At 64.8% G+C, this 26,048-nt stretch carries 25 protein-coding genes; 10 read left to right on the forward strand and 15 right to left on the reverse strand.

Going from position 1 to position 26,048, the window contains the following annotated elements; all coding sequences use genetic code 11:
* Window positions 1–13: 13 nt before the first annotated feature.
* Entirely contained in the window at window positions 14–865 is an 852-nt protein-coding gene (locus tag FJ974_RS22125) for a helix-turn-helix transcriptional regulator (RefSeq protein ID WP_181177280.1), read from the forward strand.
* 26 nt (window positions 866–891) lie between these two features.
* Entirely contained in the window at window positions 892–1,785 is an 894-nt protein-coding gene (locus FJ974_RS22130; RefSeq protein ID WP_140538183.1) for a hypothetical protein, read from the forward strand.
* 80 nt (window positions 1,786–1,865) lie between these two features.
* On the opposite strand, the gene FJ974_RS22135 is transcribed toward FJ974_RS22130, so the two are convergent.
* From FJ974_RS22135 to FJ974_RS22155, 5 genes are all read right to left on the reverse strand, one after another.
* Window positions 1,866–3,488, reverse strand: coding sequence for an ABC-F family ATP-binding cassette domain-containing protein (locus tag FJ974_RS22135; RefSeq protein WP_140538185.1), 1,623 nt, complete (start codon window positions 3,486–3,488; stop codon window positions 1,866–1,868).
* Between the two features lie 209 nt (window positions 3,489–3,697).
* Window positions 3,698–4,441: a 2OG-Fe(II) oxygenase gene (locus tag FJ974_RS22140; protein WP_140538187.1), complete on the reverse strand. Its 744-nt coding sequence runs from the start codon at window positions 4,439–4,441 to the stop codon at window positions 3,698–3,700.
* A 122-nt stretch (window positions 4,442–4,563) separates the two neighbouring features.
* The gene (locus FJ974_RS22145) at window positions 4,564–5,091 is read right to left on the reverse strand and encodes a hypothetical protein (RefSeq protein ID WP_140538188.1); all 528 of its coding nucleotides are present in this window, start codon (window positions 5,089–5,091) and stop codon (window positions 4,564–4,566) included.
* 5 nt (window positions 5,092–5,096) lie between these two features.
* The gene (locus FJ974_RS22150) at window positions 5,097–5,519 is read right to left on the reverse strand and encodes an OsmC family protein (protein WP_140538190.1); all 423 of its coding nucleotides are present in this window, start codon (window positions 5,517–5,519) and stop codon (window positions 5,097–5,099) included.
* 177 nt (window positions 5,520–5,696) lie between these two features.
* Window positions 5,697–7,229, reverse strand: a complete 1,533-nt coding sequence (locus tag FJ974_RS22155; RefSeq protein ID WP_140538192.1) for an acid phosphatase — start codon at window positions 7,227–7,229, stop codon at window positions 5,697–5,699.
* 253 nt (window positions 7,230–7,482) lie between these two features.
* Here FJ974_RS22155 and FJ974_RS22160 point away from each other — a divergent pair, with 253 nt between their 5' ends.
* Both FJ974_RS22160 and FJ974_RS22165 read left to right on the forward strand, forming a co-directional pair.
* Window positions 7,483–8,730: a cytochrome-c peroxidase gene (locus FJ974_RS22160; protein ID WP_140538194.1), complete on the forward strand. Its 1,248-nt coding sequence runs from the start codon at window positions 7,483–7,485 to the stop codon at window positions 8,728–8,730.
* Window positions 8,731–8,963: 233 nt separating this feature from the next.
* Window positions 8,964–9,293 carry a hypothetical protein gene (locus FJ974_RS22165; protein ID WP_140538195.1) on the forward strand — a complete coding sequence of 110 codons (330 nt, stop codon included), beginning with the start codon at window positions 8,964–8,966 and terminating at the stop codon, window positions 9,291–9,293.
* Here FJ974_RS22165 and FJ974_RS22170 read toward each other — a convergent pair.
* Window positions 9,268–9,855, reverse strand: a complete 588-nt coding sequence (locus FJ974_RS22170) for a dihydrofolate reductase family protein (RefSeq protein ID WP_140538197.1) — start codon at window positions 9,853–9,855, stop codon at window positions 9,268–9,270. The two genes, FJ974_RS22165 and FJ974_RS22170, sit on opposite strands and share 26 nt — an antisense overlap.
* Before the next feature lie 99 nt (window positions 9,856–9,954).
* Here FJ974_RS22170 and FJ974_RS22175 point away from each other — a divergent pair, with 99 nt between their 5' ends.
* Together FJ974_RS22175 and FJ974_RS22180 are read left to right on the forward strand one after the other, a co-directional pair.
* The gene (locus FJ974_RS22175) at window positions 9,955–10,371 is read left to right on the forward strand and encodes a winged helix-turn-helix transcriptional regulator (RefSeq protein WP_140538199.1); all 417 of its coding nucleotides are present in this window, start codon (window positions 9,955–9,957) and stop codon (window positions 10,369–10,371) included.
* A gap of 150 nt (window positions 10,372–10,521) precedes the next feature.
* On the forward strand, window positions 10,522–11,244 hold the full coding sequence (locus FJ974_RS22180; RefSeq protein WP_140538200.1) for a 3-keto-5-aminohexanoate cleavage protein: 723 nt from the start codon (window positions 10,522–10,524) through the stop codon (window positions 11,242–11,244).
* Between the two features lie 46 nt (window positions 11,245–11,290).
* On the opposite strand, the gene FJ974_RS22185 is transcribed toward FJ974_RS22180, so the two are convergent.
* Entirely contained in the window at window positions 11,291–12,349 is a 1,059-nt protein-coding gene (locus tag FJ974_RS22185; protein WP_140538202.1) for a Gfo/Idh/MocA family protein, read from the reverse strand.
* A gap of 85 nt (window positions 12,350–12,434) precedes the next feature.
* Complete coding sequence (locus FJ974_RS22190; RefSeq protein ID WP_140538203.1) at window positions 12,435–13,220, reverse strand: ThuA domain-containing protein; 786 nt, start codon at window positions 13,218–13,220, stop codon at window positions 12,435–12,437.
* Window positions 13,221–13,495: 275 nt separating this feature from the next.
* Between FJ974_RS22190 and FJ974_RS22195 the strand changes: the two genes are divergently transcribed.
* The gene (locus tag FJ974_RS22195) at window positions 13,496–14,251 is read left to right on the forward strand and encodes a DUF4239 domain-containing protein (RefSeq protein WP_140538205.1); all 756 of its coding nucleotides are present in this window, start codon (window positions 13,496–13,498) and stop codon (window positions 14,249–14,251) included.
* Window positions 14,252–14,253: 2 nt separating this feature from the next.
* Here FJ974_RS22195 and FJ974_RS22200 read toward each other — a convergent pair whose 3' ends face one another.
* From FJ974_RS22200 to FJ974_RS22210, 3 genes are all read right to left on the reverse strand, one after another.
* Entirely contained in the window at window positions 14,254–15,501 is a 1,248-nt protein-coding gene (locus tag FJ974_RS22200; protein ID WP_140538207.1) for a glycosyltransferase, read from the reverse strand.
* A gap of 262 nt (window positions 15,502–15,763) precedes the next feature.
* Window positions 15,764–17,350 carry a tlde1 domain-containing protein gene (locus FJ974_RS22205; RefSeq protein ID WP_226891346.1) on the reverse strand — a complete coding sequence of 529 codons (1,587 nt, stop codon included), beginning with the start codon at window positions 17,348–17,350 and terminating at the stop codon, window positions 15,764–15,766.
* 556 nt (window positions 17,351–17,906) lie between these two features.
* Window positions 17,907–18,068 (reverse strand): hypothetical protein, encoded by a 162-nt coding sequence (locus FJ974_RS22210; protein WP_181177281.1) that lies wholly within the window; start codon window positions 18,066–18,068, stop codon window positions 17,907–17,909.
* Window positions 18,069–18,296: 228 nt separating this feature from the next.
* Between FJ974_RS22210 and FJ974_RS22215 the strand changes: the two genes are divergently transcribed.
* The gene (locus FJ974_RS22215; RefSeq protein WP_140538209.1) at window positions 18,297–18,719 is read left to right on the forward strand and encodes a hypothetical protein; all 423 of its coding nucleotides are present in this window, start codon (window positions 18,297–18,299) and stop codon (window positions 18,717–18,719) included.
* A 94-nt stretch (window positions 18,720–18,813) separates the two neighbouring features.
* Here FJ974_RS22215 and FJ974_RS22220 read toward each other — a convergent pair whose 3' ends face one another.
* The 4 genes from FJ974_RS22220 to FJ974_RS22235 form a co-directional block, all read right to left on the reverse strand.
* Window positions 18,814–20,049: an NAD(P)/FAD-dependent oxidoreductase gene (locus tag FJ974_RS22220; protein ID WP_140538210.1), complete on the reverse strand. Its 1,236-nt coding sequence runs from the start codon at window positions 20,047–20,049 to the stop codon at window positions 18,814–18,816.
* Window positions 20,046–20,762 (reverse strand): methyltransferase domain-containing protein, encoded by a 717-nt coding sequence (locus FJ974_RS22225; protein WP_140538212.1) that lies wholly within the window; start codon window positions 20,760–20,762, stop codon window positions 20,046–20,048. Before FJ974_RS22225 ends, FJ974_RS22220 begins: the two co-directional genes overlap by 4 nt.
* Window positions 20,759–21,826 (reverse strand): type III polyketide synthase, encoded by a 1,068-nt coding sequence (locus FJ974_RS22230; RefSeq protein WP_140538213.1) that lies wholly within the window; start codon window positions 21,824–21,826, stop codon window positions 20,759–20,761. The genes FJ974_RS22225 and FJ974_RS22230 overlap by 4 nt, the downstream gene beginning before the upstream one ends.
* Before the next feature lie 149 nt (window positions 21,827–21,975).
* Entirely contained in the window at window positions 21,976–23,865 is a 1,890-nt protein-coding gene (locus FJ974_RS22235) for a DUF4396 domain-containing protein (RefSeq protein ID WP_140538215.1), read from the reverse strand.
* Window positions 23,866–23,883: 18 nt separating this feature from the next.
* Here FJ974_RS22235 and FJ974_RS22240 point away from each other — a divergent pair, with 18 nt between their 5' ends.
* Together FJ974_RS22240 and FJ974_RS22245 are read left to right on the forward strand one after the other, a co-directional pair.
* The gene (locus FJ974_RS22240; protein ID WP_226891347.1) at window positions 23,884–24,441 is read left to right on the forward strand and encodes a hypothetical protein; all 558 of its coding nucleotides are present in this window, start codon (window positions 23,884–23,886) and stop codon (window positions 24,439–24,441) included.
* 126 nt (window positions 24,442–24,567) lie between these two features.
* On the forward strand, window positions 24,568–26,019 hold the full coding sequence (locus FJ974_RS22245) for a multicopper oxidase family protein (protein ID WP_140538217.1): 1,452 nt from the start codon (window positions 24,568–24,570) through the stop codon (window positions 26,017–26,019).
* Window positions 26,020–26,048 lie beyond the last annotated feature (29 nt).

Below are 26,048 nucleotides of genomic sequence, written 5' to 3' on the forward strand. Positions count from 1 at the left end.
CAAAGGACATGGCATGCTGGAACGGGCGACGGCCGACGCGGAAAGACGCAAGGAACTCGGCCGCTTCCTGCGCGCCATGCGCGAGCGGGTCGCGCCAGCGAAGCATGGCCTCAGCACCGGCACGCGCAGGCGCGCCGCAGGCCTGCTGCGCGAGGAGGTGGCGCTGCTCGCCGGCATCAGCGCCACCTGGTACACCTGGCTCGAACAGGGACGCGAGGCCAACCCGTCCGCGCAGGTGCTCAAGGCGCTGGCCGATGCGCTGATGCTGCTGCCGGTCGAGCGCGAGCATCTGTTCAAGCTGGCGAAGCCGGAATGGCTGCCGGCGCCACGCGAAAGCCCCTCGCCCGATCCGCGCATTGCCAGCCTGCTTACAGCACTCTGCCCGAACCCGGCCTATGCACTCGACCGCATTTGGGATTTCGTCGCCTGGAATGATCCAGCCGCGGCGCTGTTCGGCGGCTTCGACCCGGACGATCCGGCCAGGCGCAACCTTCTCTGGCGGCTGTTCCTCGATCCTGCCTGGCGGGCGCTGTTCGCCGACTGGGAGCTGGTGGCGCGCTCGGCGATCGCGCAGTTCCGCGCCGCGACGGTGGCTTACGCTGCTGCCGCCGACGTCCGCGCCGTGCTCGATCCACTCAAGGCGCTCAGCCCGGACTTTGCGCGGCAGTGGGCCGAGATGCGCGTGGAAGAGGCACCGATCTGGTCGAAGGCGCTGGTCGGTCCGTCGGGCGAGGTCACCACCTACGATTATTTCATGCTGACGCCGGCGGGTGCAGGCAAGGAGATGACGATCAGCTTTTACCGGAGGGCGAGCGAGCGTAAGTCTGATCTTGCTTTCAAACTTCCGCCGCGCTTTGTCTGCTAGACAGAACCGAAGGCGGAGATTCCATCATGCGGTTAATCTGGACGTTTCTCTTCGCGCTGGCGAGCAGCACTGTTTTCGCGGCCTCCCCGGAGGACGACTATATCGCCGCGCGCGACAAGGCGATTGCGGCTATCGCGGCGCAGGAAAGCGCAAACACGGACATCGAAACGATCGACGCGCAGAACGAGAAGGCTTTGGCCGACCTGCAGCAGCGTCTTGCCGCCATTCTCGGCCCGCTCGCAGTCAAGGATTTTCCGGCGACCGGCGCGATCAATATCGAAAGCCTCAACGCCTCCGATATCGGCTTCGGCATGCTCGACGGCTTGCGATATTCCCAGAGCGAGAACGGCCCGAGCATCGTGGCATCGACGCGCGGGCTCACCGAACGCTGGCTGAAGTCCAAGGCCGCCGAGGCGGAGGCGGATTTAAGACTGCCCACCGGCATTGGCGAGGCGCTGAAGCTCGATAATTTCTACACCCAGGCGATCGGCAGCGACGCCGCCTTCCTGGGCACGCTCGACTTTGCGCTGAAGAAACCCGAAGGCGCCGATATCGCCGTTGCCCGGCTCGGCGGCTGGACGCAGGATATCGGGCCGATCTACGACCAGCATGTCGTCGTCACCGTGGTCAAGGGCGATCGCGTGTTGATCGCCGAGGCGACTGCGTCACCCGCCGTGCCGAAGATCGCCGCCTGCGATTCGATCTGGGCGGCCGCCGACGCCGCCGCGCAGAAAGCCCAGCAGGCAGATCAGGGCTCGGACCAGGACGATTCCAGCGACACCGATGCCGCCAACGCTGTCTGGGAAAAGGGCGACGCCGATTATCGCGCCTGCATGGGCCAGCGCCTGCCCAGCGACCCGGCCTTCCCGGCGCTGCTCAAACAGGCGCAGGGGCTTGCCGACAGCATGGTGAGCAAATAGGTCGCGACGCTGAAGCTTACCGATCTCCCAAGTGGGCGACGGCACTTTCAACGCTGGACAGCACTGCCCGTCGGCAGGGATCAGCTTCTCAAACCTGGCGCTTCCTGGCCGGTGCGCTCGACATATTCCGTATAACCGCCGCCATAGGTGTGGACGCCGTCCGGCGTCAGCTCCAGCACGCGGTTCGACAGAGCGGCGAGAAAATGGCGGTCGTGCGAGACGAACAGCATCGTGCCTTCGTATTGCGACAGTGCTGCGATCAGCATTTCCTTGGTCGCCATGTCCAAGTGGTTGGTCGGCTCATCGAGCACAAGGAGGTTGGGCGGGTCGAACAGCATCAGCGCCATCACCAGCCGCGCCTTCTCGCCGCCTGACAGCACGCGGCATTTCTTCTCGATCTCATCGCCGGAAAAGCCGAAGCAGCCGGCAAGGGCGCGCAGGGGCGCCTGGCCGGCCTGCGGGAAATTATCCTCAAGCGTCTGGAAGACGGTGCGCTCGCCATCGAGCAGTTCCATGGCGTGCTGGGCGAAATAGCCCATCTTGACGCTCGGACCCCGCGCCACCGAGCCCTGGTCCGGCTCGGAGGCGCCGGCGACCAGCTTCAAAAGTGTCGACTTGCCGGCGCCGTTGACGCCCATCACGCACCAGCGCTCGCGCCGGCGCACCTGGAAGTCGAGACCTGAATAGATGGTGCGGCTGCCATAGGCCTTGTGGATGTTCTTCAAGGTCGCCACGTCCTCGCCGCAGCGCGGCGCCGGCTGGAATTCGAAGTTCACGACCTGACGCCGTTTCGGCGGCTCGACGCGGTCGATCTTGTCGAGCTTCTTCACCCGGCTCTGCACCTGCGCCGCGTGGGAAGCGCGCGCCTTGAAGCGCTCGATGAAGGCGATCTCCTTGGCCAGCATTGCCTGCTGGCGCTCGAACTGCGCCTGCAGCTGCTTGTCGGCCAGCGCGCGCTGCTGCTGGTAGAATTCGTAGTCCCCGGAATAGGAGGTAAGCTGACCGGCGTCGATCTCGATGATCTTGTTGACGATGCGGTTCATGAACTCGCGGTCGTGCGAGGTCATCAGCAGCGCGCCGTCATAGTTTTTCAGGAACTGCTCCAGCCAGATCAGGCTTTCGAGGTCGAGATGGTTGCTCGGCTCGTCGAGTAGCATGACGTCGGGCCGCATCAGGAGGATGCGGGCAAGCGCAACGCGCATCTTCCAGCCGCCGGAGAGTTTAGCGACGTCGCCGTCCATCATCTCCTGGGAGAAGCCGAGGCCGTCCAGCACCTCGCGGGCGCGGCCATCCAGCGCATAGCCGTCGAGCTCCTCGAAGCGATGCTGCGCCTCGCCATAACGCTCGATGATCTCGTCCATCTCGTCGGCGCGGTCGGGGTCGGCCATGGCGGCTTCGAGCTTGCGCATCTCGGCTGCAACCGCGCTCACCGGGCCGGCGCCCTCCATCACTTCGGCGACGGCGCTCATGCCATCCATGTCGCCGACATCCTGGCTGAAATAGCCGATGGTGACGCCGCGCTCGACGGAGACCTGACCTTCGTCCGGCTGCTCCTTGCCGATAATCATGCGGAACAGCGTCGTCTTGCCGGCGCCGTTGGGACCGACAAGGCCGACCTTCTCGCCCTTCTGCAAGGCGGCAGAGGCCTCGATGAAGACGATCTGCCGGCCGTTCTGCTTGCCGATATTTTCGAGACGGATCATGGGTCGATAACGGAGTAGGGGAGTAGGGGAGTAGGGGAGTAGGGGAGTAGGGGAGTAGGGGAGTAGGGGAGTAGGGGAGTAGGGGAGTAGGGGAGTAGGGGAGTAGGGCCAATATGGTAACTGGACGGATAAGGAAAGCCCCATATCAAGCTTTGCCGCAACCGTGACGCCTTTTCCCTACTCCCCTACTCCCTTACTGCCCTACTCCCCTACTTTCCGTCGTGGAAAATGATCCCCACCGTGTGACGCCGGCCCGAACGCAACCGGCTGACGCCATGGCGCAGGTTGACGCGGTAATGGCCCCTGGTGCCCTGCACGGGCCGATTGTGCACGGCGAAGATCACCGCGTCGCCCCTTTTCAGCGGCACCACCTCGGCGCGGCTTTGCATGCGCGGGCGCTGCTCGGTCAGGACGAATTCGCCGCCCTCGAAATCCTCGCCGGGCTCGGACAGAAGGATCGCCACCTGCAAGGGGAAGGCAAGCGCGCCATAAAGGTCCTGGTGCAGGCAGTTGAAGTCGCCGGGGCCGTATTGCAGCAGCAGCGGCGTCGGCTTCGTCTGCCCCTCGTCATGGCAACGCTTCAGGAAGGCGGCGTGATCGGCGGGGTAGCGCTGCGCCACGTCCATGCGCTCGTTCCAGTCATTGGCGACGGCGGCGAGTTGCGGATAGAGCGCGGTACGCAGGCCGTCGATCAGATCCGGCAGCGGGTAGCGGAAATAGCGGTACTCGCCCTTGCCGAAGCCATGGCGCGCCATCACGACATGGCTACGGAAATGCTCCTCATGCGGATAGAGGCCGGCGATCTCGGCGCATTCCTCGGGCGTAAACAGGCCGGGCATGACGGCGCAGCCGTGGCTGTTCAGTTCGGACACCAGGGCGCGCCAATCCTGAGCGGCGACGCGAGCTTCCGCGGAGCGGCCGGCACGTCGGGCGCTGATTGAGTGGATGGTCATCGTTGCCTCCTTTGTCGATATCAAAGTGGGGCGAACGAGATGTGGCAGCCACCCGATTCCTGCGGAGAGGTGGTGAAGTTGCCCCCTACGGGGAGATCAGCTCCCCTCCGCTTCGCCAATCTTCACCTCTGGCGCCGATAAACTTCCAGCTCAGGATCCAGATCCACCTTCACCGCATTGGTGAACACGCAGGTCGCCACCATGATGCCGGCGAAGGCGACAAGATTGACCAGTTGCGTCTCGTCATAGCGTGCCTTGAGGGCTGTCCAAATCTCATCTGGAACGGCGTTGGCGTCTGCGGCTACTGCCTTGCCAAAGGCGATCAACAGCGCCTCGTCGATGCTGGGCTTGATCTCCTCCGGCTTGAGGCCACTGTCGATGAGCGCGCGGCGGAAGAAAGTGACCGGAATCTCGGCGCGGCAGGTTTCGGAAATCGCCAACGACAGCAGCCAGATGGCACGGTCGTCGAGCGCCGGTTGCAGCAGATCGCGCAGCGTGAACCATTCGGCATAGATGCGGTGCGCGGCCGGCGAATGCAGCAGGATGCGCTTCATGTTGGTCATGCGGCCGCGCAGCGCGAGTTCGCGGTCGTGCTCGGCGCGGATTTCTTCAGATGCCTTCGCGTAGTCGATCGGGGAAAGCTGCGGCATCGCCCTCACCCAAGCATGGCGTGCAGTTCGGGCGAGGTGCGCAGCGTGTTTGAGACAGTGCAGATGTCCTCGGCATCTTTAACGATCCGCTGCTTGGTCGCCTCGTCGAGATCGCCGGCAATATCCAGCCTGATGATGAACTTCTCGACGCGCGACGGCTCGTCCTTCGCCTTCTCGCCGCTGACTTGGGCGCGCACTTCGCCGAGCTGAGCCGTGACGCCTAGGCGCGTGGCGGCGATGCGGGCGCTCAGCACCATGCAGGCGGCTAGAGAGGCGTAAAGCAGGTCGAGCGGGTTAAAGCCCGGCATGCTGACCGCAGTCACCACATCCACCGTGCCGCCGGTCGGCGTGGTGACGACCGGCAAGCCGCCCGGCGGCAGGACGGCCAGCGCGCCGGTTGTCCTCGTCCTGACTTTCAGTTCGCTCATCGCATGGCCTCCGATCTGGAGGCCATTGATAGCGGACGGGAATTGAGAAGCACAACCGGCGAGGTTCGGCGCGGCGATGGCAAATTAACGTCGCCCTACGAAAGGCCCCCTCTCCGTCCGCTTCGCGGACACCTCTCCCCCGCCTTGGCGAGGGCGAGGAACCCAAGTTCTGCAACGCTACTTCGTCAGATCAAGCGCTGCCGTCAGATCGCCCATCGGCGGCTGGTCGTTGTTGCGCAGCGCCTTGTCGCGGGCGACGATACCGGGCAGCACCGGCAGGTCGTAGCGGGCGGTGATGAAGCGCAAGATCGACATCGTGTCATACTGCGTGTGGTCGACCATGCCCATCTTCGCATAGGGCGAGATGATGACGGCCGGGACGCGGTTGCCCGGGCCCCAGCGGTCGGCTTTGGGCGGCGCGACATGATCCCAGAAGCCGCCATTCTCGTCATAGGTGATGACGACCAGCATATGCGCCCATTGCGGGCTCTTTTCCAGATGCGCGACAAGATCGGCCAGATGCTGGTCGCCGCTGCTGACATCGGCATAGCCGGCATGTTCGTTGAGGTTGCCTTGCGGCTTGTAGAAGGTGACCGCCGGCAGCTTGCCGTCGTCGATCGCCTTGATGAACTCCGTGCCGCCGAGACCGCCGTCACGCAGATGCTCGGCGCGCGCGGCCGTGCCCGGCGCATAAGCGGCGAAATAGTTGAAGGGCTGGTGATGGAACTGGAAGTTCGGCACCGGCTTGTCGTTCTTGCCGTCGAGTGCCGCCCGCCCGGCGCCGGAATACCAGGCCCAGTCGATGCCCTTCAGCGTCAGAAGATCGCCGATGGTGATGTCGTGCTGCGGCGGTAGCGTGGTCGGTTGCGCCGGGTCGGCGAGCGCCTTGTCGCCGCCCTCGGCCGGCTTGTTGGCGCTCGGCTGGTAAGGCGGCTGCATGGTGTTGACGGCATGGAAGTCGGGCGTGATGGCGCCGTCATTGACGAATTTCGGCACGCCGCCCAGGGCCGAGGGCGGCGAATTGCCGGCCACCTTCAGCGTCACGCCGTCGGGCTCGACGACGGCGATCTGGTCCTTGACCGGACTGGTGTCGGCGTTGGGGTAGACCGGCACGCAGGCACAGGCGAGCATGAAATGGTTGAGGAAGGAGCCGCCGAAGGCGCCCTGGAAGAAATTGTCGGCGAGCACGTATTTCTTGGCGATGTTCCACATCGGCAGGATCGAGCCGTCGTAATGGCCCATCACCAGGCCGCCGGAATCGGCCCAGGCAACGAACTTGTCGTTCTTGCCGCCGTCGATCTGCATCTGCTCCTGGTAGAAACGATGCCAGAGATCATGGGTGACGACGCCGGTGTTCTCGTTGAAACCCTTGGGATCGTCGATGGCGAAGACGGCGTTGGCGAGATGCGCGGTCTGGGCTTCCGTCACGGCCGGCGTCACGCCCTTGCCGGTCAGCCCGCCCCAGACCGGCGGCAGTTCGGTCAGCGGCTTGCCGTCGCGGTCGAGCTGGCGGGCCTGGTCGGCCGAGACGTTGCTCAGGCCATTGGCGCCGGGGAAGCCGCCATAGAGGTTATCGAAGCTGCGGTTCTCGGCATAGATGACGACGACGGTGTCGATCTTGTCGTAGCCGGGAGGGGCCGCCTGGGCGGCAGTGGCGAGCGATGCCAGCGCCGTCGAGGCGAGGCAAAGGGAGAGAAAGGACCTGATCATGAAGATGCCTCGTGGCTGGGGAATGGCTGGAGGAACCTGGGAACGCTAGGGCGGGCGGTTGTCAGCTTTGTGACAGGGGGAGTGGAGATAAATGTTCAGAGCAGATGCTGAAGCCGCTGACAGGTCGTCCCCACTCTAGCCGGCAGGACAGAGGGTGTGAAGGATCGCCACGCAGGCATGCGTGCAAAGGCTCAAATGGTCATCAATCCGTAGCAATGCGCGCCTACGCCGATGCAAAACGGACCGGCCTGCCATGACCCGATGGAAATCCGCCACGCTTGCGACACTCGCCAGTCTTGCGGTCGTCTGGCCCGCCGACGGGCTGCCGGCAGGCGGTGTAAACCCCGGGCCGCTATCGCGAGCCGAGGCGTTCGCGCGGGCCGACGCGCTGACGGCGCTCGGCCGGCATATGTTCTTCGATCCGGCGTTGTCGGCCTCGGGCAAACAGTCCTGCTCGTCCTGCCATGATCCCAACCATGCCTTTGGCCCGGCATCCGCCTCGCCGGTCGAGATGGGCGGGCCGAAGCTCGACCGGCCCGGCCTGCGTGCCGTGCCGTCGCTGCGCTACCTGCAGGCCGCTCCCGCCTTCACCGAGCATTTTTATGATTCCGAGGACGAGGGCGACGAGAGCGTCGACAATGGCCCGACGGGCGGGCTGACCTGGGACGGCCGCGCCGACCACGGCAAGGACCAGGCCAGTATCCCGCTGCTGTCGCCTTTCGAGATGGGCAACAAGGATGAAGCCGCCGTGGTCTCGGCGCTGCGCAAGGCGCCCTATGCCGAAGCCTTCAAGGCGGCGTTCGGCGCCGACATCTTCGATCATCCGGAGGATGCGTTCGACGCCGCGGTCGAGGCGCTCGGCACCTTCGAGCAGAGCAGCGCCGATTTCTATCCCTATTCCAGCCGCTACGACGCTTTCCTCGCCGGCAAGGCGCAGCTTACCGCGCAGGAGCAGCGCGGCCGCACGCTGTTCGAGGACGAAACCAAGGGCAATTGCGCCAGCTGCCATCTGAGCGAGCCCGCCAATGACGGCGAGCCGCCGCAATTCACCGATTTCGGCCTGATCGCGATCGCCGTGCCGCGCAATCCCGCGATCCAGGCCAATGCCGATCCCAACTATGTCGATCTTGGCCTGTGCGGCCCGCTGCGCACCGACTTCAAGGGCCGCGGCAAATATTGCGGCCTGTTCAAAACGCCGACGCTGCGCAACGTCGCCTTACGCAAGAGCTTCTTCCACAACGGCCGCTTCCACACGCTGCGCGAGGCTGTCGCCTTCTACGCCAGCCGCGACACCGATCCCGGCCGCTGGTATCCGAAGAACGCCGACGGCACCATCCGCAAATATGACGATTTGCCCAAGGCTTACTGGCCGAACCTCAACACCGATCCGCCCTTCAACGGCAAGAAACCCGGCGACAGGCCGGCACTGACCGACGCCGAGATCGACGACATCGTCGCCTTCCTCGGCACGCTGACGGATGCCGACCAGGCGGGGCAGTAGCTCCTCCACGCCGGCCGGAAACCACTCCCGAACAAGCGATTGGCAGCACGCTGACGGTCGACTGAGGCTGCGCGTTCCCACCGCCGGCTCGCATAGCGACATACCAAATATCCATCAAGCCAGTCTCCTCATGAGCTCTGGACGTCTGAAGCGGGCGCCATATGTGGGCTTGGTTACAGGGCCGCCAAACGGCGACCGCTATATTAGTTGCTCTTCACAGATGGAGGGCTCGCATGAGGTTCGTCACGGTGCAGGAGCCGCCTCATGACAGCTGGACGGTGTTCGATACAGGCAACAACTTGCCCGCCGAATATGCCGGCCGCGTGCTCATCGGACTGACTTCGCGCGAAGCCCACTGGTTCGCGGCCGCAGCCAATGATCAAGCCGCGTGGCCGGAGGGCAATCCGTCCGGCGCGCAGCGGGACCTGGCCGGGCAGAACTTGGTCGATCCGCCAGGAAAAAGCCCACGCGAACAAATGCTTGAGGTGGCGCGCTGCCGGATCGATTCAACCTTCGGCTCTCGCGGCAAACATCCCCTCACCCCGCCCGCGCGTAGCGGTTGACCACCATGCCGCTGGCATAGGCCTTGGAGCCAAGGAGCTTCAGCCGGGCGAAGCCGCCCTGATCGAAGATGCGGCGGCCGGCGCCGAGCACCGCCGGATTGACGAACAGCTGGAACTCGTCGACCAGCCCGGCGTTGATCAGCGCCGAGGCGAAGCCGGCGCCACCGAACACGGCGATGTCGCCGCCCTCGCCGGCCTTCAAGGCGTTGACTTCGCGCGGCAGGTCGCCGCTCGCCACCCTGGTGCGCTCCCAGCGCGAAGCCTTAAGCTTGTCGCTCAGCACCACTTTCTGCACTTCGACGATCCGCTGGGCAAAGGCATAGAAGCGATCTGTCGGGTACTTTTTCGCGGCATTGCCCCAGTGGCTGAGGTAGCCCTCCTCGGCCATCTTGCGGCTGAGCAGAATGGTATCGATGGTTTTAAAGACGGCATTGAAGTCCTGCTTCAATTCGTCGTCCCAGGCGCTGTCGTCGCCCCAATCCCAGAGCTGCCAGCGCTGAGCCCCGTCGGCGCTGACAAAGCCGTCGACCGACATCTGCATTTGAAGGATGAGCTTTTTCATCTTGGGTCTCCTCTCGGCTAACGATTTACTTTCTAAACCATTTGACCCGGCAAGAAGAATGATGTCAATAGTAAAGTGATTTAAAAATGGAACCATTCTATGTCGACCAAGGGAAAATCCGGCTGCCCGGTCAATCTGTCGCTGGAATTGCTCGGCGACCGCTGGACGCTGCTGATCATCCGCGACCTGGTCTTCGCCGGGAAAAAGCATTTTCGCGAATTCCTGCAGTCCGACGAAGGCATCTCGTCGCGCACGCTGGCCGAGCGGCTGCAGACGCTCGTCGACGAAGGCATCCTTACCCGCAGCGACGACCCGAGCCACGGACTGAAGGCGATCTACCGGCTGACCGAGGCCGGCATCGACCTGCTGCCGGTGCTTGCCACGCTCGGCGCCTGGGGCAGTAAATATCGCGAAGCCGACGACGATCTCGCGCGGATCGCCAATGAGCTCGCGGCAGGCGGCGAGCGGGCGCTGCAGCGCATGAAAAAGAAGCTAAGGGCGGAGCATATCGGCTAGCATGGACGCTGGGCGACGCTTCCGTCGCCGGCTCTCTAGGGCGAAGGATCGCGGCGTTGCAGGCCTTCCCTGTCAGGAGATTTCACCGTCCCGTTTCCGCCTGCGCCTCCCTGCGCTAGGCTAGCGCCAGCCGCAACAGGATCATCCGTCATGATTGTCCAGGCCTGCATCAACGGCGCGCGCCCCGCCGATTTCCACCCTGCCCTGCCGCTCGATGCGCAGGCCATGGCGCGCGATGGCACGGCTTCGATCGCGGCCGGTGCTGCCGAACTGCATGTCCATGCGCGCGGCGCCGACCGACAGGAGAGCCTCGCGCCGGAAGCGATGGACCGGACGGTGCACGCCCTGCGCCGCGCTTGCCCGGGCACGCTGGTCGGCGTTTCCACCGGCGCCTGGATCGAGAAGGACGACAGGCGCACGCTCGCCGCCATCGCCGGCTGGCGCGAATTGCCGGACTATGCATCGGTCAATCTCAGCGAGGCCGCTGCGCCCGAGGTGATGGAGGTCCTGCGCGGCCGCGGCGTCGGCGTCGAGGCCGGGCTCGCCTCGATCGGCGATGCGCTCAGGCTGGCCGGCCTCGACCATGGCGGTCGGGTGCTGCGCGTGCTGATCGAGATATCCGAGCAGGAACTGGACGAGGCGTTCGCCCTAGCCGACGGCATCGAGCAAGTGCTGGAGCGCGCCGGCATCAGGCGTCCGGTCCTGCTGCACGGCGAAAACGCCACCGTGTGGCCCTTCGTCGAACGGGCGGCGGCGCGGCGTTTTTCAACCCGCGTAGGGCTGGAGGACGGCAAGGAACTGCCGGATGGGAGCGTGGCGGCGGACAATGCCGCGCTGGTCGCGGCCGCGGTGGGGATTTATCGCCGGGCTTAGTTCCTCGCCCCCGCGAATGTGGCTCCGGCGGACGCGAGGAAACGCGCTACTGCGTGTCCGCGTTGGCCCGCAGCTCCGCGCGCTTCTCGTCCGAGACCACAGCAAGATCGAGCACTTTCTGCAAACCCGCCGCGTGCCGGAAGGTCGGCTCGGTCTGCATGCCGCTGCCGACGGCATCGACGAAGCGCTGGTAGTTGGTCGGCGCCGTGCCGGCGTCGAGCACTTCCCATCTGGCGTTCTCGACATTTTCGCCGACGCAGGCCTTCAGCGCCGAGCCATCGAGATTGTGCACTACCTCGATGCCGCCCTTGTCGCCATAGATGCGCAGCCTGAGCTCGTTGATGTGGCCGGTCGCCCAGCGGCTGGCATGCACCACGCCGAAGGCGCCGTTGGCGAAATCGAGCGTCATGGCGAAGCTGTCATTGGCATCGAGCTCATATTCGCCGATGCGGTTGCCCGGCGCCTTGTCGAAGGCGCGCAGCCGGCAGAAAACATGGTCGATGTCGAGCGCGGCGCCATAGCTGGCAAAATCGAGGATGTGGATGCCGACATCGCCGAGCACGCCGTTCGAGCCATGGCCGCGCGACAGCCGCCACAGCCATTTCGGATCGCTGCGCCAGTCGCCCCAGAACTTCGACACCAACCAGCTCTGCAGGTAGGAGGCCTCGACATGGCGCACCGTGCCGATCTCGCCGGCCTGCACCATCTGACGCGCCCTCTGCAGCGCGGCCACGTTGCGATAGGTGAGGTTGACCATGTTGACGACGCCGGCGGCTTCCGCGGCATCGGCCATCTCGCTTGCCTTGCCGAAATTCTCGGCCAGCGGCTTTTCGCAGAGCACCGGCTTGCCGGCGGCGACCAAAGCCATGGTGGTCGGGTGGTGGATACGGTCGGGCGTGACATTGGCGACCGCGTCGAAACCGCCCCAGTCGAGCGCCGCTTCCAGCGAGGTGAAGCGTTGCGGGATCTTGTAGGCGTCGGCGTATTCGCCGACGCGCGCCGGATCGACGTCGACGGCGCCGACAATGTCGACGCTCTCGATGGCGCCGAAGCGGCGGGCATGCTCCTGCGCCATCCAGCCGGTACCCAGTATCAAAAGCCGCATCTTATGCTCCAAGCGAATTGGTTCGATTCAATAATATGCCATGTTGTCTAAGCGTTATTTTGGCGCAATTCCAGACGGAATGCTTTTAGCGGAAGCCGGCCTCGCCCGGCTCATGCAGCTTGCCGCCGCGCTCGACGATCGGCTCCAGCGCCTTGTCGACCGGCACGTTCGGCGCCTCGAGGATGGCGGGCTTCGAGCCTTGCGGGTTATGGGCCCATTTCACCGCGTTGCGCAGCACTTGTTGCACGGTGGCGTCATGATAGGTCGGATAGGTTTCGTGGCCGGGCCGGAAATAGAAGACGTTGCCGGCGCCGCGCCGGTAGGTGAGCCCGGAGCGGAAAACCTCGCCGCCCTGGAACCACGAGATAAAGACCGTTTCCAGCGGCTCGGGCACGGCGAACTGCTCGCCATACATCTCCTCGTATTCGATCTCGAAGAACTCGCCGATGCCTTCGGCGATCGGGTGGCTAGGGCTCGTCACCCACAGCCGCTCGCGCTCGCCGGCTTCGCGCCATTTCAGCGTGCAGGGCGTGCCCATCAGCCGCTTGAAGATTTTCGAGAAATGGCCGGAGTGGAGCACGATCAGCCCCATGCCTTCGAAGACGCGGCGGGCGACACGCTCGACCACTTCGTCGGCCACCGCGCCGTGATCTTTGTGGCCCCACCAGACCAGCACGTCGGTTTCGGCAAGGCGGGATTCGGGCAGGCCGTGCTCGGGCTGCTCCAGCGTCGCGATCGAGGCGGAGATCGCGTTGTCGGCGGCGAGCGCGTTGGCGATGGTGGCGTGCATGCCTTCGGGATAGATTGAGGCGACCACCTTGTTGGTCCGCTCATGAATGTTCTCGCCCCAGACGACAGCGCGTATTGTCATGATATCCTCGTGATGATTGAGAGCCGGAGCCGCCCCGCCGTCATACATAGAGCCTTCGGTGCGTATTGAAAGCGGTTTTGCGGGTGGTTTGGCGAATGCTTCGCAGCACCGTCGCAGCAGCGGCAGCCCTTTGAGATGTCCGGCAGGACAGAGGGATACCTCGCGCCGGCATCAGATCGAAGACCGACCTTCAAACAAAGACATAGGCCCGTATTCTCCCACCCCGATTCAACCTCCACCCATTGGCAATAGCCGCATCCCGTGCACAATGGGCCATGGGCGAGGTGCTGACAGGGGTGGCGATCTTTGTCTGTCTGGCCGGGGCGGCGCTGGTCAGCCTGGTGATCTACGATCGTTTCCCCGAGCATCACCGCCAGGAAGACACCAACGCCGTGGTGCGGCTGGCAGCCAACTTGTTCGTGGTGATGTCTTCGCTTGTGCTGGGCCTGATGATCAATTCGGCCAAGAACACGTTCGAAACCATCGACCACAACGTCCATTCTTTCGCCACGCAACTGATCATTCTTGATCGTGCGCTCAGGCAATACGGGCCGGAGACGGCGCCGGCGCGCGCGTCGCTCAACGCCTATCTGCAGCGGCTGGTTGACGCCACCTCGCCGGTCCAGAAGACGCCGGCGGTCGCTAACAGGCTCTCGGAGCTTCTGCTCAACAAGGTCGGCGACGAGCTGGCGGAACTGACGCCGCCCGAGGCCAAGCACGCGGCGGCGCTGCAGGGCGCTATGCAGCAGCTGCAGAGAGTGATCGAGCAGCGGTGGGTGCTGGTCGAACAGTCCGACGGCATCATCCCGGTGCCGCTGATCGCGCTGCTGGTCGCCTGGCTGACGCTGATCTTCGCCAGCTTCGGCTTCCGGGCACCGCGCAACGGCACGGTTGTCGGCACCTTCATCGTCTCGGGCGCGCTGGCCGCCTCGGCGATTTATCTGATCCTTGACATGGATACGCCCTTCTCCGGTCCGATCCAGGTCTCGCCGGCGCCGCTGCAAAGGGCGCTGGCGGAACTGAAGCAGTGAGATCAATGCGCGCGGCGACCCAACTCGCCGAGCAGGAATCTCGCCGCCACCTCGGCGCCGTCGCTGCGGACCTTGGCGGCGACCGCGGTTGCGCGGGCGCGGGTTTCAGGGGCCAGCGCCGTCTCCAGCGCCGCCGACAATGATTGCGCGGTCGGCGTCGGGCCGTCATGCGCGGCGCCTATGCCAAGGGCTGCAACGCGGCCGGCCCAATAGGGTTGATCGCCGATCTGCGGCACCACCACCTGCGGCGCCCCTGCCCGCGCGACGGCAATTGTCGTGCCGGCGCCGCCATGGTGTATGGCAGTGGCCATGCGGCGAAACAACGCCTGCTGGTTGACTTCGCCGACAGCAAAACAATCGTCCCAGTCGTCGATCGGCACGAGTTCGGCCCAGCCACGGGCGATGACGATGCGCCGGCCGTGGGCGCGGATCGCCTCGATGGCCGCGCGCGCCGCCTCCTTGGCGACGGCGATGGAGCCGAAGCCGGCATAAACCGGCGGTGCCCCGGCAGCGAGGAACGCTTCCAGCGCCGCCGGAAGCGGCCGCTCGTCCGGCAGGATCAAGGCGCCGGTCTGCACGGCCTCGATCAGGTCCGAAGGTTGCCAGGGACCCAGCGTCGGGTCGCAGGCAAGCAGCACGGGATCGCCGAAGACATAGCCGCGAACATTGTCCAGCGGCGGCAAGCCGAGCGATGCGCGATGGCCATTGATCGCGCCGCCGAACAGGGCGTTCTTGGTCGCGATGTCGAAGTCCCACAGTGCGCGGTTGTCGGTCACATCAGGCGGAAGCGGATAGCCGGGATATTGATGCGGCCGGTTGTGCGCCGACGGCAGCCAGATCGGGCAGAACGTGCCCAGCATGTAGCGGATGCCCTTTTGCTCGGCGACCAGCCGCGCCGCGGCGCAAGACGGAAACAGGCCGAACGCCACCACGGCGTCGCAGCCATCGGCGGCGGTCGTTAGCACATCGTATTGGCGCGCGACAATCTCGGCCGCCTGGGTGGAGATCAGCTTGGCCACGTCCTCCGGCGACGACACAGATCTTCGCCGCACCATCTCCTTGGCCCATTCGCGCACTGACGCGAAGGCGGGCACCAGCGGCACGCCGGCACGGGCAAAAAGTGCGGCGAACTCCTCGTCGCCCGGCGCGCCTACCCGTACCTCGACGCCGAGCGCCTGCAACGCTGCGCCCAGCGCCGCCAATGGCTCGACGTCGCCGCGCGAGCCGTAAGTCGACAGCAAAATCCGCATTCGGAAGCTCCCTTTCCTTAAAAATGAGGCCAAGGGCAGCGTTCATACGGCATGGGCGGGGTCTTGCCGCAAGTCCGGGGCGCGCCATATATACTTTCCGGGAGGGGACGTTTTCACCGCGCGTTTCCCTGAGGTTTGCTAGGCCGCAGCCATGCTGAGCCAAAATGCGCGCTGGTCAGGCCGGCGCCCGCGGCACCGGGAGCGGTCTGTTCGGATCGAAGGCAGCGGCAACCGGCAGACCCAATGCTGCCGGATCGAGGGGTCAGCCCGAGCGGCCTTCCTGGGCGACCTGGGTAAGCGGCTTGGTCAGCCGCGGCACCACGATAAGGCGCTTGACCTTGCCATTCTTGTAGGCCGACAGGAAACGGTGATAGTCCCTGAAGACGACGCAGCCGTTGGACTCGGCACGGCCGCCGCGCAGCATGTAGGTGTGGGCAAGCAGGCCGTTGCGGCCATATTTGTTGCTGCCGCTGGCGGGCGTCAGGCGGATCGCCTCGACGCCGTGGAAGCGCGATTCCCGCAGCGACAGATTGTAGGTGTCGGGCGGCGTCGGACCGGTGTTCTTGCGGTTGACGAAGCGCGGCTGGTCGACCATCGAGCCGAGCCCCGAATGCGCTTCGAGCTTCGAGCCGTCCGGCATGTAGACCGTCTTGGCCGAGATGTCATAGACGGCCACGCCATTGCCCATCGACGGCCCGCTGAACAGGTTCCTGAAGGCATTGCCGAGGCCGCCACGCTCCGGCGTGTCCGGTTTGGCATAGGCGAGCATCTCGGAAGACTGCGCCTTGCCGCGCTTGGCAGGTTTGGATCCCTGCACGCCCGGAAGGGCATCCTGCACCACGGAGCTTCGCGGCGGGGCCGGCGCCTGCGGGCCCGATGCCGTGTCGATGGCTGCCGGCTGCGGCTTGGCCTTTGCGGTCTGCGGCTTGACCGGCTCAGGCCTCGCGGCAGCGGCGGGCGTGTCGGTCCGAGGCGCCTCGACCGCGCGGTCGAGCGTCGTGCGCGGCCTCAGGCCAGGCACGGCGATGCTGTCGGGCAATCCATCCTGCGGGGGCAGCGACGCGACCTGGTATTCGTCCTGCCCGGGATTGTCATCCGAAGCGTCGGCCGTCGCATCAGGCGCATCGCCATTGGCGAGCGCGACCGTAGTCGGCATGTCGAGCGTTTGTTCCGGCAGCACATTGGCGAGCGCCAGCGCCAGTTCGGACGCCTGCCGCACCTCGGCCGGATCGGAGCCGAAGCGCGCTTCGGCCGGGCTGTCGGCAATCGTGCCGCCGAAGCGGCTCGCCGCCGGCAGGCTGGCAAGCAGCACAGGCGCGTTTTCGGCGCGGGCAAAGGCGGCGGCGAGTTTTTGCGGCGAAAGCTGCGCTCGCTTGACCACGGCCTCGAAGCCGTCCGCGGCTGCCGCAGCGGAGGCCACCAGCACTAGCTTTTCGTGCGCGACGCTGTCCGGCATTGGCGGCTTCAGGCGCGCGGCCTTGCCAGCGTGAGTCAAGCTCTCATGCGCGAAGCTTGAGGCGAGGCCGAGGCAGCCGGCGTCGCAGCCGCCGGTGAGCGATCCCGTGCGGTAGGTTCTTGCCACCGCAAGCCGCGGCGCCAGGGAATTGGCGAGCTTGCGGCGCTGGTCGGCAAGCGCGATGTTGCGCGGCGCCAGCAGGTTTTGCGGCAAACCGTTGGATGCGGCGGTGAGTGAGGTGCCGACCGAATAGAGACCGGCCATGGTGGCGGCGGACCATAGGACAAGGGCGGCACCGATGGCCGGCACCACCACCCAGCGCGGGCCGGGTTGCCTCGAAGTCGAACCTTGATGTGGAGCGTCGCCCCGATACTTGAAACGCAAAAACGCCATACGACCACTCTCAATCGGCATGCCGGCTTGCGGGCCTTGCATCCGTCACGATTACAGTTCGCCTGGTGCCCCCAGCACCCTCTGCGTCTGTTGCCGATTGATTCAAAAGATGGACAAAGTTGGTTAACCAATCCCTCCACCAATCGCCGATTTGGCGACGGTCCATACGAAAAAAGAGCCTTCCATGGTCTGCGCCACGGTAAAAATGCTCTTCCTCACCCGCTTTGCTGCCCGTTTTTCCAGCCACTGTCAAGAAAGCGTGAAGGCCGGGAACCGCAGCATCCCTGGCCGCGTAGAGAGCGATTAGGGTCAAAATGCGACCACGCGACGAGCGCTGAAACTAGCCAACAGGAAAAGTTATGAGCCAACGGCGAGCCGCTGGGACAGCGAGCGTGCGTCATACGGGCAGGAATGCCCCCAGAAAAAGTCACCCCCAGCGGGCGGGATCGACTGAAAAATCTCTTGCTACAACGGCCGCTCTCAAGCTGCTGCAGCCACGATGTTCTCACGTCGCGGGCCGCTCCAGCTAATCAGGCTGTAGCGTTCGCAACGTCATTCACCTGGTGCCTTGCTGCGCCGCTCCGGGAACGATCAGCGCTCCCTGGTCGGGCTCCGAAAATTTGAAGCCGATAAAAAACACGATGATGATGAGGACGCAGATTACCAGCACCGTGACGAGCGTCCTTCCCGGCTTTTCGGCTGGCGGTCTGTCTTCCATGGCAATTCGCCTCGGACCTTAAACTCGGCGACAAAGCGGGGGTTCCCAACGCCACGCCGACCCCGGCAACGGACTGGCCGAAACCACGTCAGGACGCGGCTTTTGGCGGAATGTTCCTAACCAATACGGTGCGGGCCTGCCTTCCGAATTCCCAGCAGCCTATTTACGTCTGTGCTAATATAAACGATCACGCACTTTCGTGCGTAGCCAACATATTGGGAGGATGCGATGAAAACCATGAATCGCAGGTCTGCAATTGCTCTCAGCATGACGGCCGCCGCGGTCACGCCCTTGTTCACCCTGGCGGCATCCGCAAAGACCAAGAAATACGGTCCGAAGGAGGGTAAGGAGATAGCGCCCGGCGTCAGAGTGGTTGAGGTCGGCACCGGCAATTCCGATATTCCCGCCTATAAGAGCATTTCGATTGTCGACGTGGTCTTCCAGCCCGGAGCGCACGCGCCCGCAACGGTGATGGACAACGACATGGTATGCACGATTACGTCGGGCGCTTTCACGATCAAGAAAAAGGACAAGGAATTCAAGCTCAACGAAGGCGACATGTACACCTGCTCCAAGGGCAAGACCGACGAGGCGACGAATACAAGCAAGGAGGTGGGCGTGCATCGCATCGCGGTCTTGATACCTGCCTAGGCGGCCGGCATCCGGCCGGACGATCGGTTTGCCATCGCCAGTCCAGCCGAGGCTTGAGACAAATTCACGCCGCAGACGATACGCGAGGCGCGCCTCAGCCAAAGCCAGGGACCAACCTCGTCTTGCCGCTGAGTTGCGCACCCAAAGTCAGCGCTCGCGGGACGTTGCGGAGAGCCGTTTCCATCAAGGTGGCGCCGCCGGGGCCAAGAGCCAGCCGGGCGATGGCGGCCGCGACGTGGACGCGCGTCGAGAACAATCCCGTCCAGGCAGCCTTGTAGCGCCTGCCGGCGGCTTCGCGTCCCGCCTCCCCGCTCCGCGCGCCGGCGAGCTCCGAAGCCAGCAGCCAGCCGGACTGGAGCGCCATCGAGATGCCCTCGGCGATGATCGGGTGCGACTCGCCGGCCGCATTGCCGACGCGGAATATGTCCTTTTCGTAGCAGGAGCGGATGCCGGGCCGGATCGGGCCGGCGGCAAGCCAGGCATCGTCGAGGCAAGCCCCTTCCAGGGCATCGTTCACGCCCCGGCACGAAGCCATCAGATGATGCTGGACCGCCTCCGCCGCCGATACATGATTTTGGCGCTTGCGGGCGAGATTCCTACGCAGCCGGGCGAGCATGTCGCGCCTTATGCAGCACGAGATGGACATGCGACCGTGATCGGCGAAGACCATGCCGCCGTAGCCGCCGGGAAACGTCAGCAGAGGCATCAGGTCCGGCGCCAGCGATGACCCGGTGAAGTGCGCCTTGAAGCCGAGCAGGTCCGAGGAGCGGTTCGTCTTTTCGAGCTGGCTGGGCAGCGGTCCGGGTTCCCAGGAACCGTGCGCGGCGACGACCACCGGCGCCCGCAATATCGACGCTTGGTCCCGCGACGTCTCGTCCCGTGCCTGAATTCGCACCGCCTGCACTTCGCCGTCCCGATCGATGGCGACGGCCCGCCAGGGCTGAAAGAGCTCGGCGCCTGCCTTTTCCGCCGCCTTAAGCAGCAGAAAGTCCAGGACGTCCCGGCCCAGTGCCCGGCCGAAACCATCTTTCGCCGCGGCTCCATGTTTTACGCCCGGCATCGGCGCCTCGACGCTTGTGTTGCCGGAAAAGAAGCCGACACGGCGGATTTCGGGTCCGGCATCGGCGCGCCATGCCTCGCCGATCCCGAGCCGGTCCAGAAGCGCCAGATTGCTTGCGGAGATGTATTCGCCGCATACCTTGCGGCGCGGGAATATGGTCTTTTCCACGATCGCCACGGCCCACCCGCTGCGGGCCAGCGCCAGCGCCAGCGACGTGCCTGCCGGACCGGCGCCGATGACGATCGCATCGTGGGTGGATGACCGCCTCATGGCTCATCCCAACCGGCGCCGGCGCCGACGAAGACATGGGAGAACGGACCGGCGCGCCGCTCCTCGAGCGGCCTGCCGCCGGCGGCGCGCCAGAGGTCGGAAAGCTCGCTGCCGCGAAAGCCGGCGCGCACGCTCTGGGTCGCGTCATGCCGTGTCACGTCATTGGCGCCGATCGCCGGCAGAAGACGGGTCGCGGCGAGCGCGAATCCTGCCCTCAGCGGTTCAGCCGCAAACAGCAACGGAGCCTTCCGGGCCAGCAGCGGAAACAGGCGCAGCAGTTCGGCGTCGTCGAAATGATGCAGGAACAGATTGACCGTGATCGCATCGAATTGTTCGCCGCCGGGCGTTTGCGCCCACTCGAAGACATCGGCGGTGATGGTTTCGAGCTTCCATCCCAGCATGCCGAAATCCGCGGAGAGCCCGGTGGTGACGAGGCCGACGCGATCGAGCATCGTCAGTTCGACATCATGCCAGTCTGCTGCCATGCGCCGCGCCACCTTGAGCATGAAGGTGCCGTCGCCGGCGCCGATCTCCAGGATGCGGCCGGGCGGCTGCGGCACGAATTTCTTCAGCAGCGACGCCATGATCGGCGCCTGGAACATCAGCGCGTTGATGCGGCGCAGATCGCGGCGCGAGGCGAGCCCGCGCGGATCGTCGGCCGCAAGCCCGTCGAGGATTTCAGGAACGAGACTGCGATGGTCGAGCGCGTTCATGACACGGTTCGAAAGAGCATGGTTTCGGCCGTCAGCCCGGGTCCGAACGACATGCCGCAACCGAGCTGCCCGGACGGCGCCTTCAGCATCTCTTTCATCACGAACATAACGGTCGCCGACGACATGTTGCCGTATCGGCGCAGCACCTCACGCGACGACGCCATCGCGCCGGGCGCCAGTTTCAGCGCCCTTTCGACCGCATCGAGAACCGAACGTCCGCCGGGGTGCACGGCCCACAGGTCGATCGCCTCCGGTGGCCGGTCGCCGAGGATGGCGTCCCGGTTGCACCGCAATGCGTCGTGGACCGCCGCCGGGACCTGGCCGGAAAGAACCATATCGAAGCCGTGGTCGCCAATATCCCAGGTCATCAGGTCTCGCCCATCCTCCGCGACGGTGCAGTGAAAACTGTCGAGCTCGATGCCCGGCGGCCCGGCGGTGACAAGTGCCGCCGCGCAGCCGTCGCCCCAGAGGCAGAAGGAGAGCAGCTTTTCCAGCTCGGTGGTTTCCCTCAGATGTAAGGTACAGACTTCGATATTGACCAAAAGGACCCTCGCCCGCGGGTCGGAGCGGACGATGTGGCGGGCCAGCTTGAGGCCGTTGATGGCCGCGTAGCAGCCCATGAAGCCGACCATCGTGCGTTCGATGCCGTCCGGCAGTCCGCAGCGCTGAACCAGGTCCAGATCGATGCCCGGTGCGGAAAAACCGGTGCAGGAGGTGACGATGAGATGGGTGATGCGCGATGCCTCGTCGCCAAGATGCAGTCCGTCGACGCCCTTCTGCGCCAGGACGGGCGCGGCTTCGCAAAACATCGCCATTCGCGCGGCCGTTCCGGGAAATGCGCCGCGGATGAAAGTCCCGGCAAGATCTACGGCCGGGCCTTCAGGATCGAGGGCAGGCGCAAAGCAGGAATAGCGGTTCTCGATGCCGGCAAGGCCGGCCATGCGCTCGAAGATGCTGCGGCGATTGGCGGCCAGCATGGAGGCCGCGAAACGCAGATAGAATTGATGAACTTCGTGTTCCGGAACCGCGGTCGCGATCCGGTTGATGTAGGCTTTGGCGGGCATATTCCGTCTCCCGGGCGTCGGACACGGTCGAACCGTGGCGCTGCGGTCGGAGGATTTTGGCGCCACGCGCCGGTCGCGGACACCTAACGTGTAACGTCGGCTGTTGGAAAACGTTTCCGAAAGCCGGTTTCTTCCCACGATATGGCCGGTCAGCCGACGTCGATGATGATCATCAGCCCGCCGCCGCCCTTCTGCTCGACATTGTTGTTGGTCGTGTGATGCGGGATATGGCAGTGGATCAGCCATTTGCCGGGCCGCTGCGCCTTCCAGATGACGTCATAGCGCTGGCCCGGCCCGACATTGATCGTATCGGCAAGATAGCGGGCCGAGGCGGGGATCGTCTCGCCATCGCGGGCAACGACCTCGAACGGCCCGCCGTGGACATGCATCGGGTGGATAAAACCGTTGTTGGTGCCGATGAACCGCACCTTCAGGGTTTCGCCGACCTTCATGTGGATCGTCTCGGTTGAGGGGTAGGCCCTACCGTTGATGGTGAAGAAATTCGGCATGCCGCCGTCCATCGGCATCGAAGGATAGGTCAGGCCTTCCCGCACCAGCCATTCCTGAAGCTGGATGACATAGTCGTGGTCGGCAGCGACCTCGTCGGCGGGGTTGGCGGGATCGATGATCAGTGCGCCGTATAGTCCGAGCGCCTGGGTGCGGTCCGGCCTGGCGTGCGGGTGGTAGAAATAAGTGCCGTGCTGGGTGGCCGTGAACTCGTAGGAATAGGTCTGCCCCGGCTCGATCGGCGCCTGGGTGATCTCCGCCGGCCCGTCCATCTGGTTGGGCAGGATCAGGCCATGCCAATGCACCGTGGTTTCCTCCGGTAAGCCGTTGGTGACGTTGATGCGGACACGGTCGCCCTGACGGATATGGATGCGCGGACCCGGAATTTGGCCGTTATAGGCATAGGCGTCCACGGCGACGTCCGGCAGGATGTGCCAGCGGACGACCGAAGGCCTGAGCTCGAACACCTTGACCCCGTTCTCCATGCGGTAAGGCAAGTCCTGGTCGCCCTTTGCGGCGAGGCCATAAGAGGCGCTGACGAGGCGCGGATCGGTCGCCGCCATGTCGCGCATGGCGTCGGCCGGGGTGTCGCGATCCATGATCATGCCACGCGGCATGATCACCCCGCCGACGTCGCGGGCCGAGAGCGTCAGGTTCAGCCAGTTGGCCGGGGCGCCCATACCCAGCCCCAGCGCGACTAGCGACACCAACGAGAGCACTGCGATCTGCGGCGTGGTTGCGTCCGAGCGCATGCGATGGCCGGCACCGCCTCTGCCGCCATGGGAGGCCGAACCGGGATCTCGCCTATGATGGCCGCGCGCGTCGGCCTGCTGCATCTGCATCCGCGCGTGTTGCTTCCTGTCCTGCAGGCGATCGGTCATCAGGCCATGCTTCAGCCCGCGCGCGACGAGCCAGACATTGGCGGGATAGGCAAGCGCAAAGCCGGCGATGACGCCGATCGACATCACCCCCCAGAACAGCAGCTCCGTCGGCTCCATGGCGCGCATATCGCGCCCCATCATCAGGAAGCTCATGACCGGCGCCATGCCGGCCATCATGAAATTCATGGAGATGAATTCGGGTAGGAAGCTCTTGCGCACATTCTCCCAATAGGTGCCGCCCATCATCGATTTCATGAACAGCGACTGGAAGATGAACAGGCCGAAGGCAAAACCGGCCAGATATTCGACGATGAGGTCGAGCCACATCGGCAGGCCAAGCGTCGCGGTGATGACGGCGGCGAGAATGATGCCGGTCGCATCGCCGGCGACGCAATGAATTGTCGAGCCGACCCCCTGCTTCCAGAGCGGGCTGGTGAAGGCCTCGTGCTCGCCCGGGCGCGGCTCCTTGTCGGCCAGCACGTAAAGCAGCAGGCCGAGCGGGCCCATATAGAGCGTCACCAGGATGAAGCCCCATTTCATCACCACCGGCTCGGGATTATTGCGGTACTGGTCGAAGCCGACATAGAGGGTCGAGGCCGCGGCAAGCGCGAACCAGACGACAAGAAAATAGTCGATCGGTTGGATGAACATGGACCCGGTCTCTGTTCGATGAAACGGCTGGTTGCATCCCCTGCGGATGAACGCGGCCGCCGCCACTACGATCCATCCGCCGAGAACGAATTGCCGCCTGATAACGATGGGAAGGTCTTGATGTCGCAGCGGCAGGCAATCACCGGCTTGGGACTTGCAAAGGCCGCGCTTTGCGATCAGCCTGACGAAATGATGGCTCGGCTTTCGCCAAAACATCTTCTGGTCATGCTGCTCGCGGTCTTCCTGACCACGGGTTTCAGTCTGTCCGCCGCGCAGGCCAGCGTCATGTCAGTCCGCATGACGGGCGTCATGGTCATGCCTGCCGATACGGGCATGGGCAAAATGGCCGAGTCAGACATGAAGGGCGATTGCAACGCCTGCCTCAAGGACGCGGGCGACAAAGGCGGCCCTATGCAATGCCCGACGGTCTGCATCGCGCCAGCGCTTGCCGTGCTGCCGCAAGATTTCGGGATAGTTCCGGTTCCCTCCGTGCAGCAGCCGTCGACCTTACCCGCTCCGCTCATGCACGGGCGAAGTTCCCTGCCTGATCCATACCCACCCAGAAGAAGCGCCTGACGCCGTTTCAGCCGTAACACGGCTGATCCCCGGCGCCTGATCGCCTGCGCGCATGGTTGCGTCGCGGGTGCGCATAGCAATCCAGGTCGATGCCGGCATCGATCGAGATCGCAAAGGGTTTGAAGGGTGAATTACGATTTCAAATACCACCTATCGCGCCGAGGCTTTCTCGCCGCGGCGACAGGGCTTGCCGTATACGCTTCATTGCGTCCCGTCGTGGCCTCCGTCGACGAGCGCAGCATCAAGGTCGCGCCCAGTCAGGCGCGACTCACCGGACAGGACGGCCCTGCAACCGCTGTCTGGACCTACAATGGCGCCCTCCCCGGTCCAGCGCTGCGGCTCAGGCAAGGTCAGCCGGTCCGCATCACCGTCGAAAATGGGTTGGATGAGGACACGACGGTCCACTGGCATGGCATCCGCCTGCCGAACGCCATGGATGGCGTGCCGGGTCTGACCCAGTCGCCCATAAAGCCGGGCGAAAGCTTCGTCTACGAATTCACGCCGCCAGACGCGGGCACCTTCTGGTACCATCCGCATGCGGACAGCCTCGTGCAGCTTGGCCGTGGACTGGCCGGGCCGCTCATCGTCGATGAACGTGAGCCCGTCGCAGTCGATCGCGACCTTCTCTGGCTGCTGCAGGACTGGCGGCTCACCAAAGACCGCCAGATCGCGGGCGGCTTCGGCAGCATGATGGATGCCTCGATGTCCGGTCGCGTCGGCAATATGGTCACCATCAACGGGCAGGCGCCGAAGGACCAGAGCGTAAGGGCCGGCGAGCGCGTCAGGTTCCGGCTCGCCAACGCCTCGCTTGCCCGCATGATGGCGCTTCGCTTCGAAGGCCATCGGCCGGTCGTGCTGGCTATCGATGGCCAACCCTGCGAGCCGCATGAGCCCGAGGGCGGCCGTCTGGTACTGGCGCCGGCTATGCGCATCGACGTTGCGATCGACATGCAGGGCGATCCCGGCAGCGGGCATGATGTGATTGACGATTTCTACGACGGCCTTGCCTACCGGCTTACCACGCTCGCCTACGACAAGCCGCCGCCGCTCAGGGCGCATCCACTCCAAGCGCCTCTTGCCCTGCCGCGGAATCCGCTGCCCGCGCCGGACCTGCCGAACGCCGTGCGGCAGGAGATCGTCCTGCAGGGCGGCATGATGGGCGGCGGCAAGCTCGCCGGTGTCGGCGGGATGATGGGCATGTCCGGCATGATGGGCATGACGATGCCCGGCATGAACGGCGCGGCCGCCTGGGCGATCAACGGCATGTCGATGACCGGCGACGGTCATGCCGGCATGGCGCCGCAATTCACGCTCGAACGGGGCGCGACCTGCCATCTTACCATGCGCAACGAAACCGCGTGGTGGCATCCGATGCATGTCCACGGCTTTAGCCTGTCGGTGCTTTCCCGCAATGGCTCCCCGGTGCCGCACCGGCAATGGCAGGACACGGCGCTGCTCGCGCCCAAGGACGTGATCGAATGCGCCTTCGTTGCCGACAATCCCGGTGACTGGATGCTGCACTGCCATGTCGCCGATCACCAGATGTCCGGTTTGATGACCGTGTTCCGCGTGACCTGATTCAATCCAACCCATCAACCAAGGAGAAC

It is taken from the genome of Mesorhizobium sp. B1-1-8 (genome assembly GCF_006442795.2).
Taxonomy (GTDB): domain Bacteria; phylum Pseudomonadota; class Alphaproteobacteria; order Rhizobiales; family Rhizobiaceae; genus Mesorhizobium.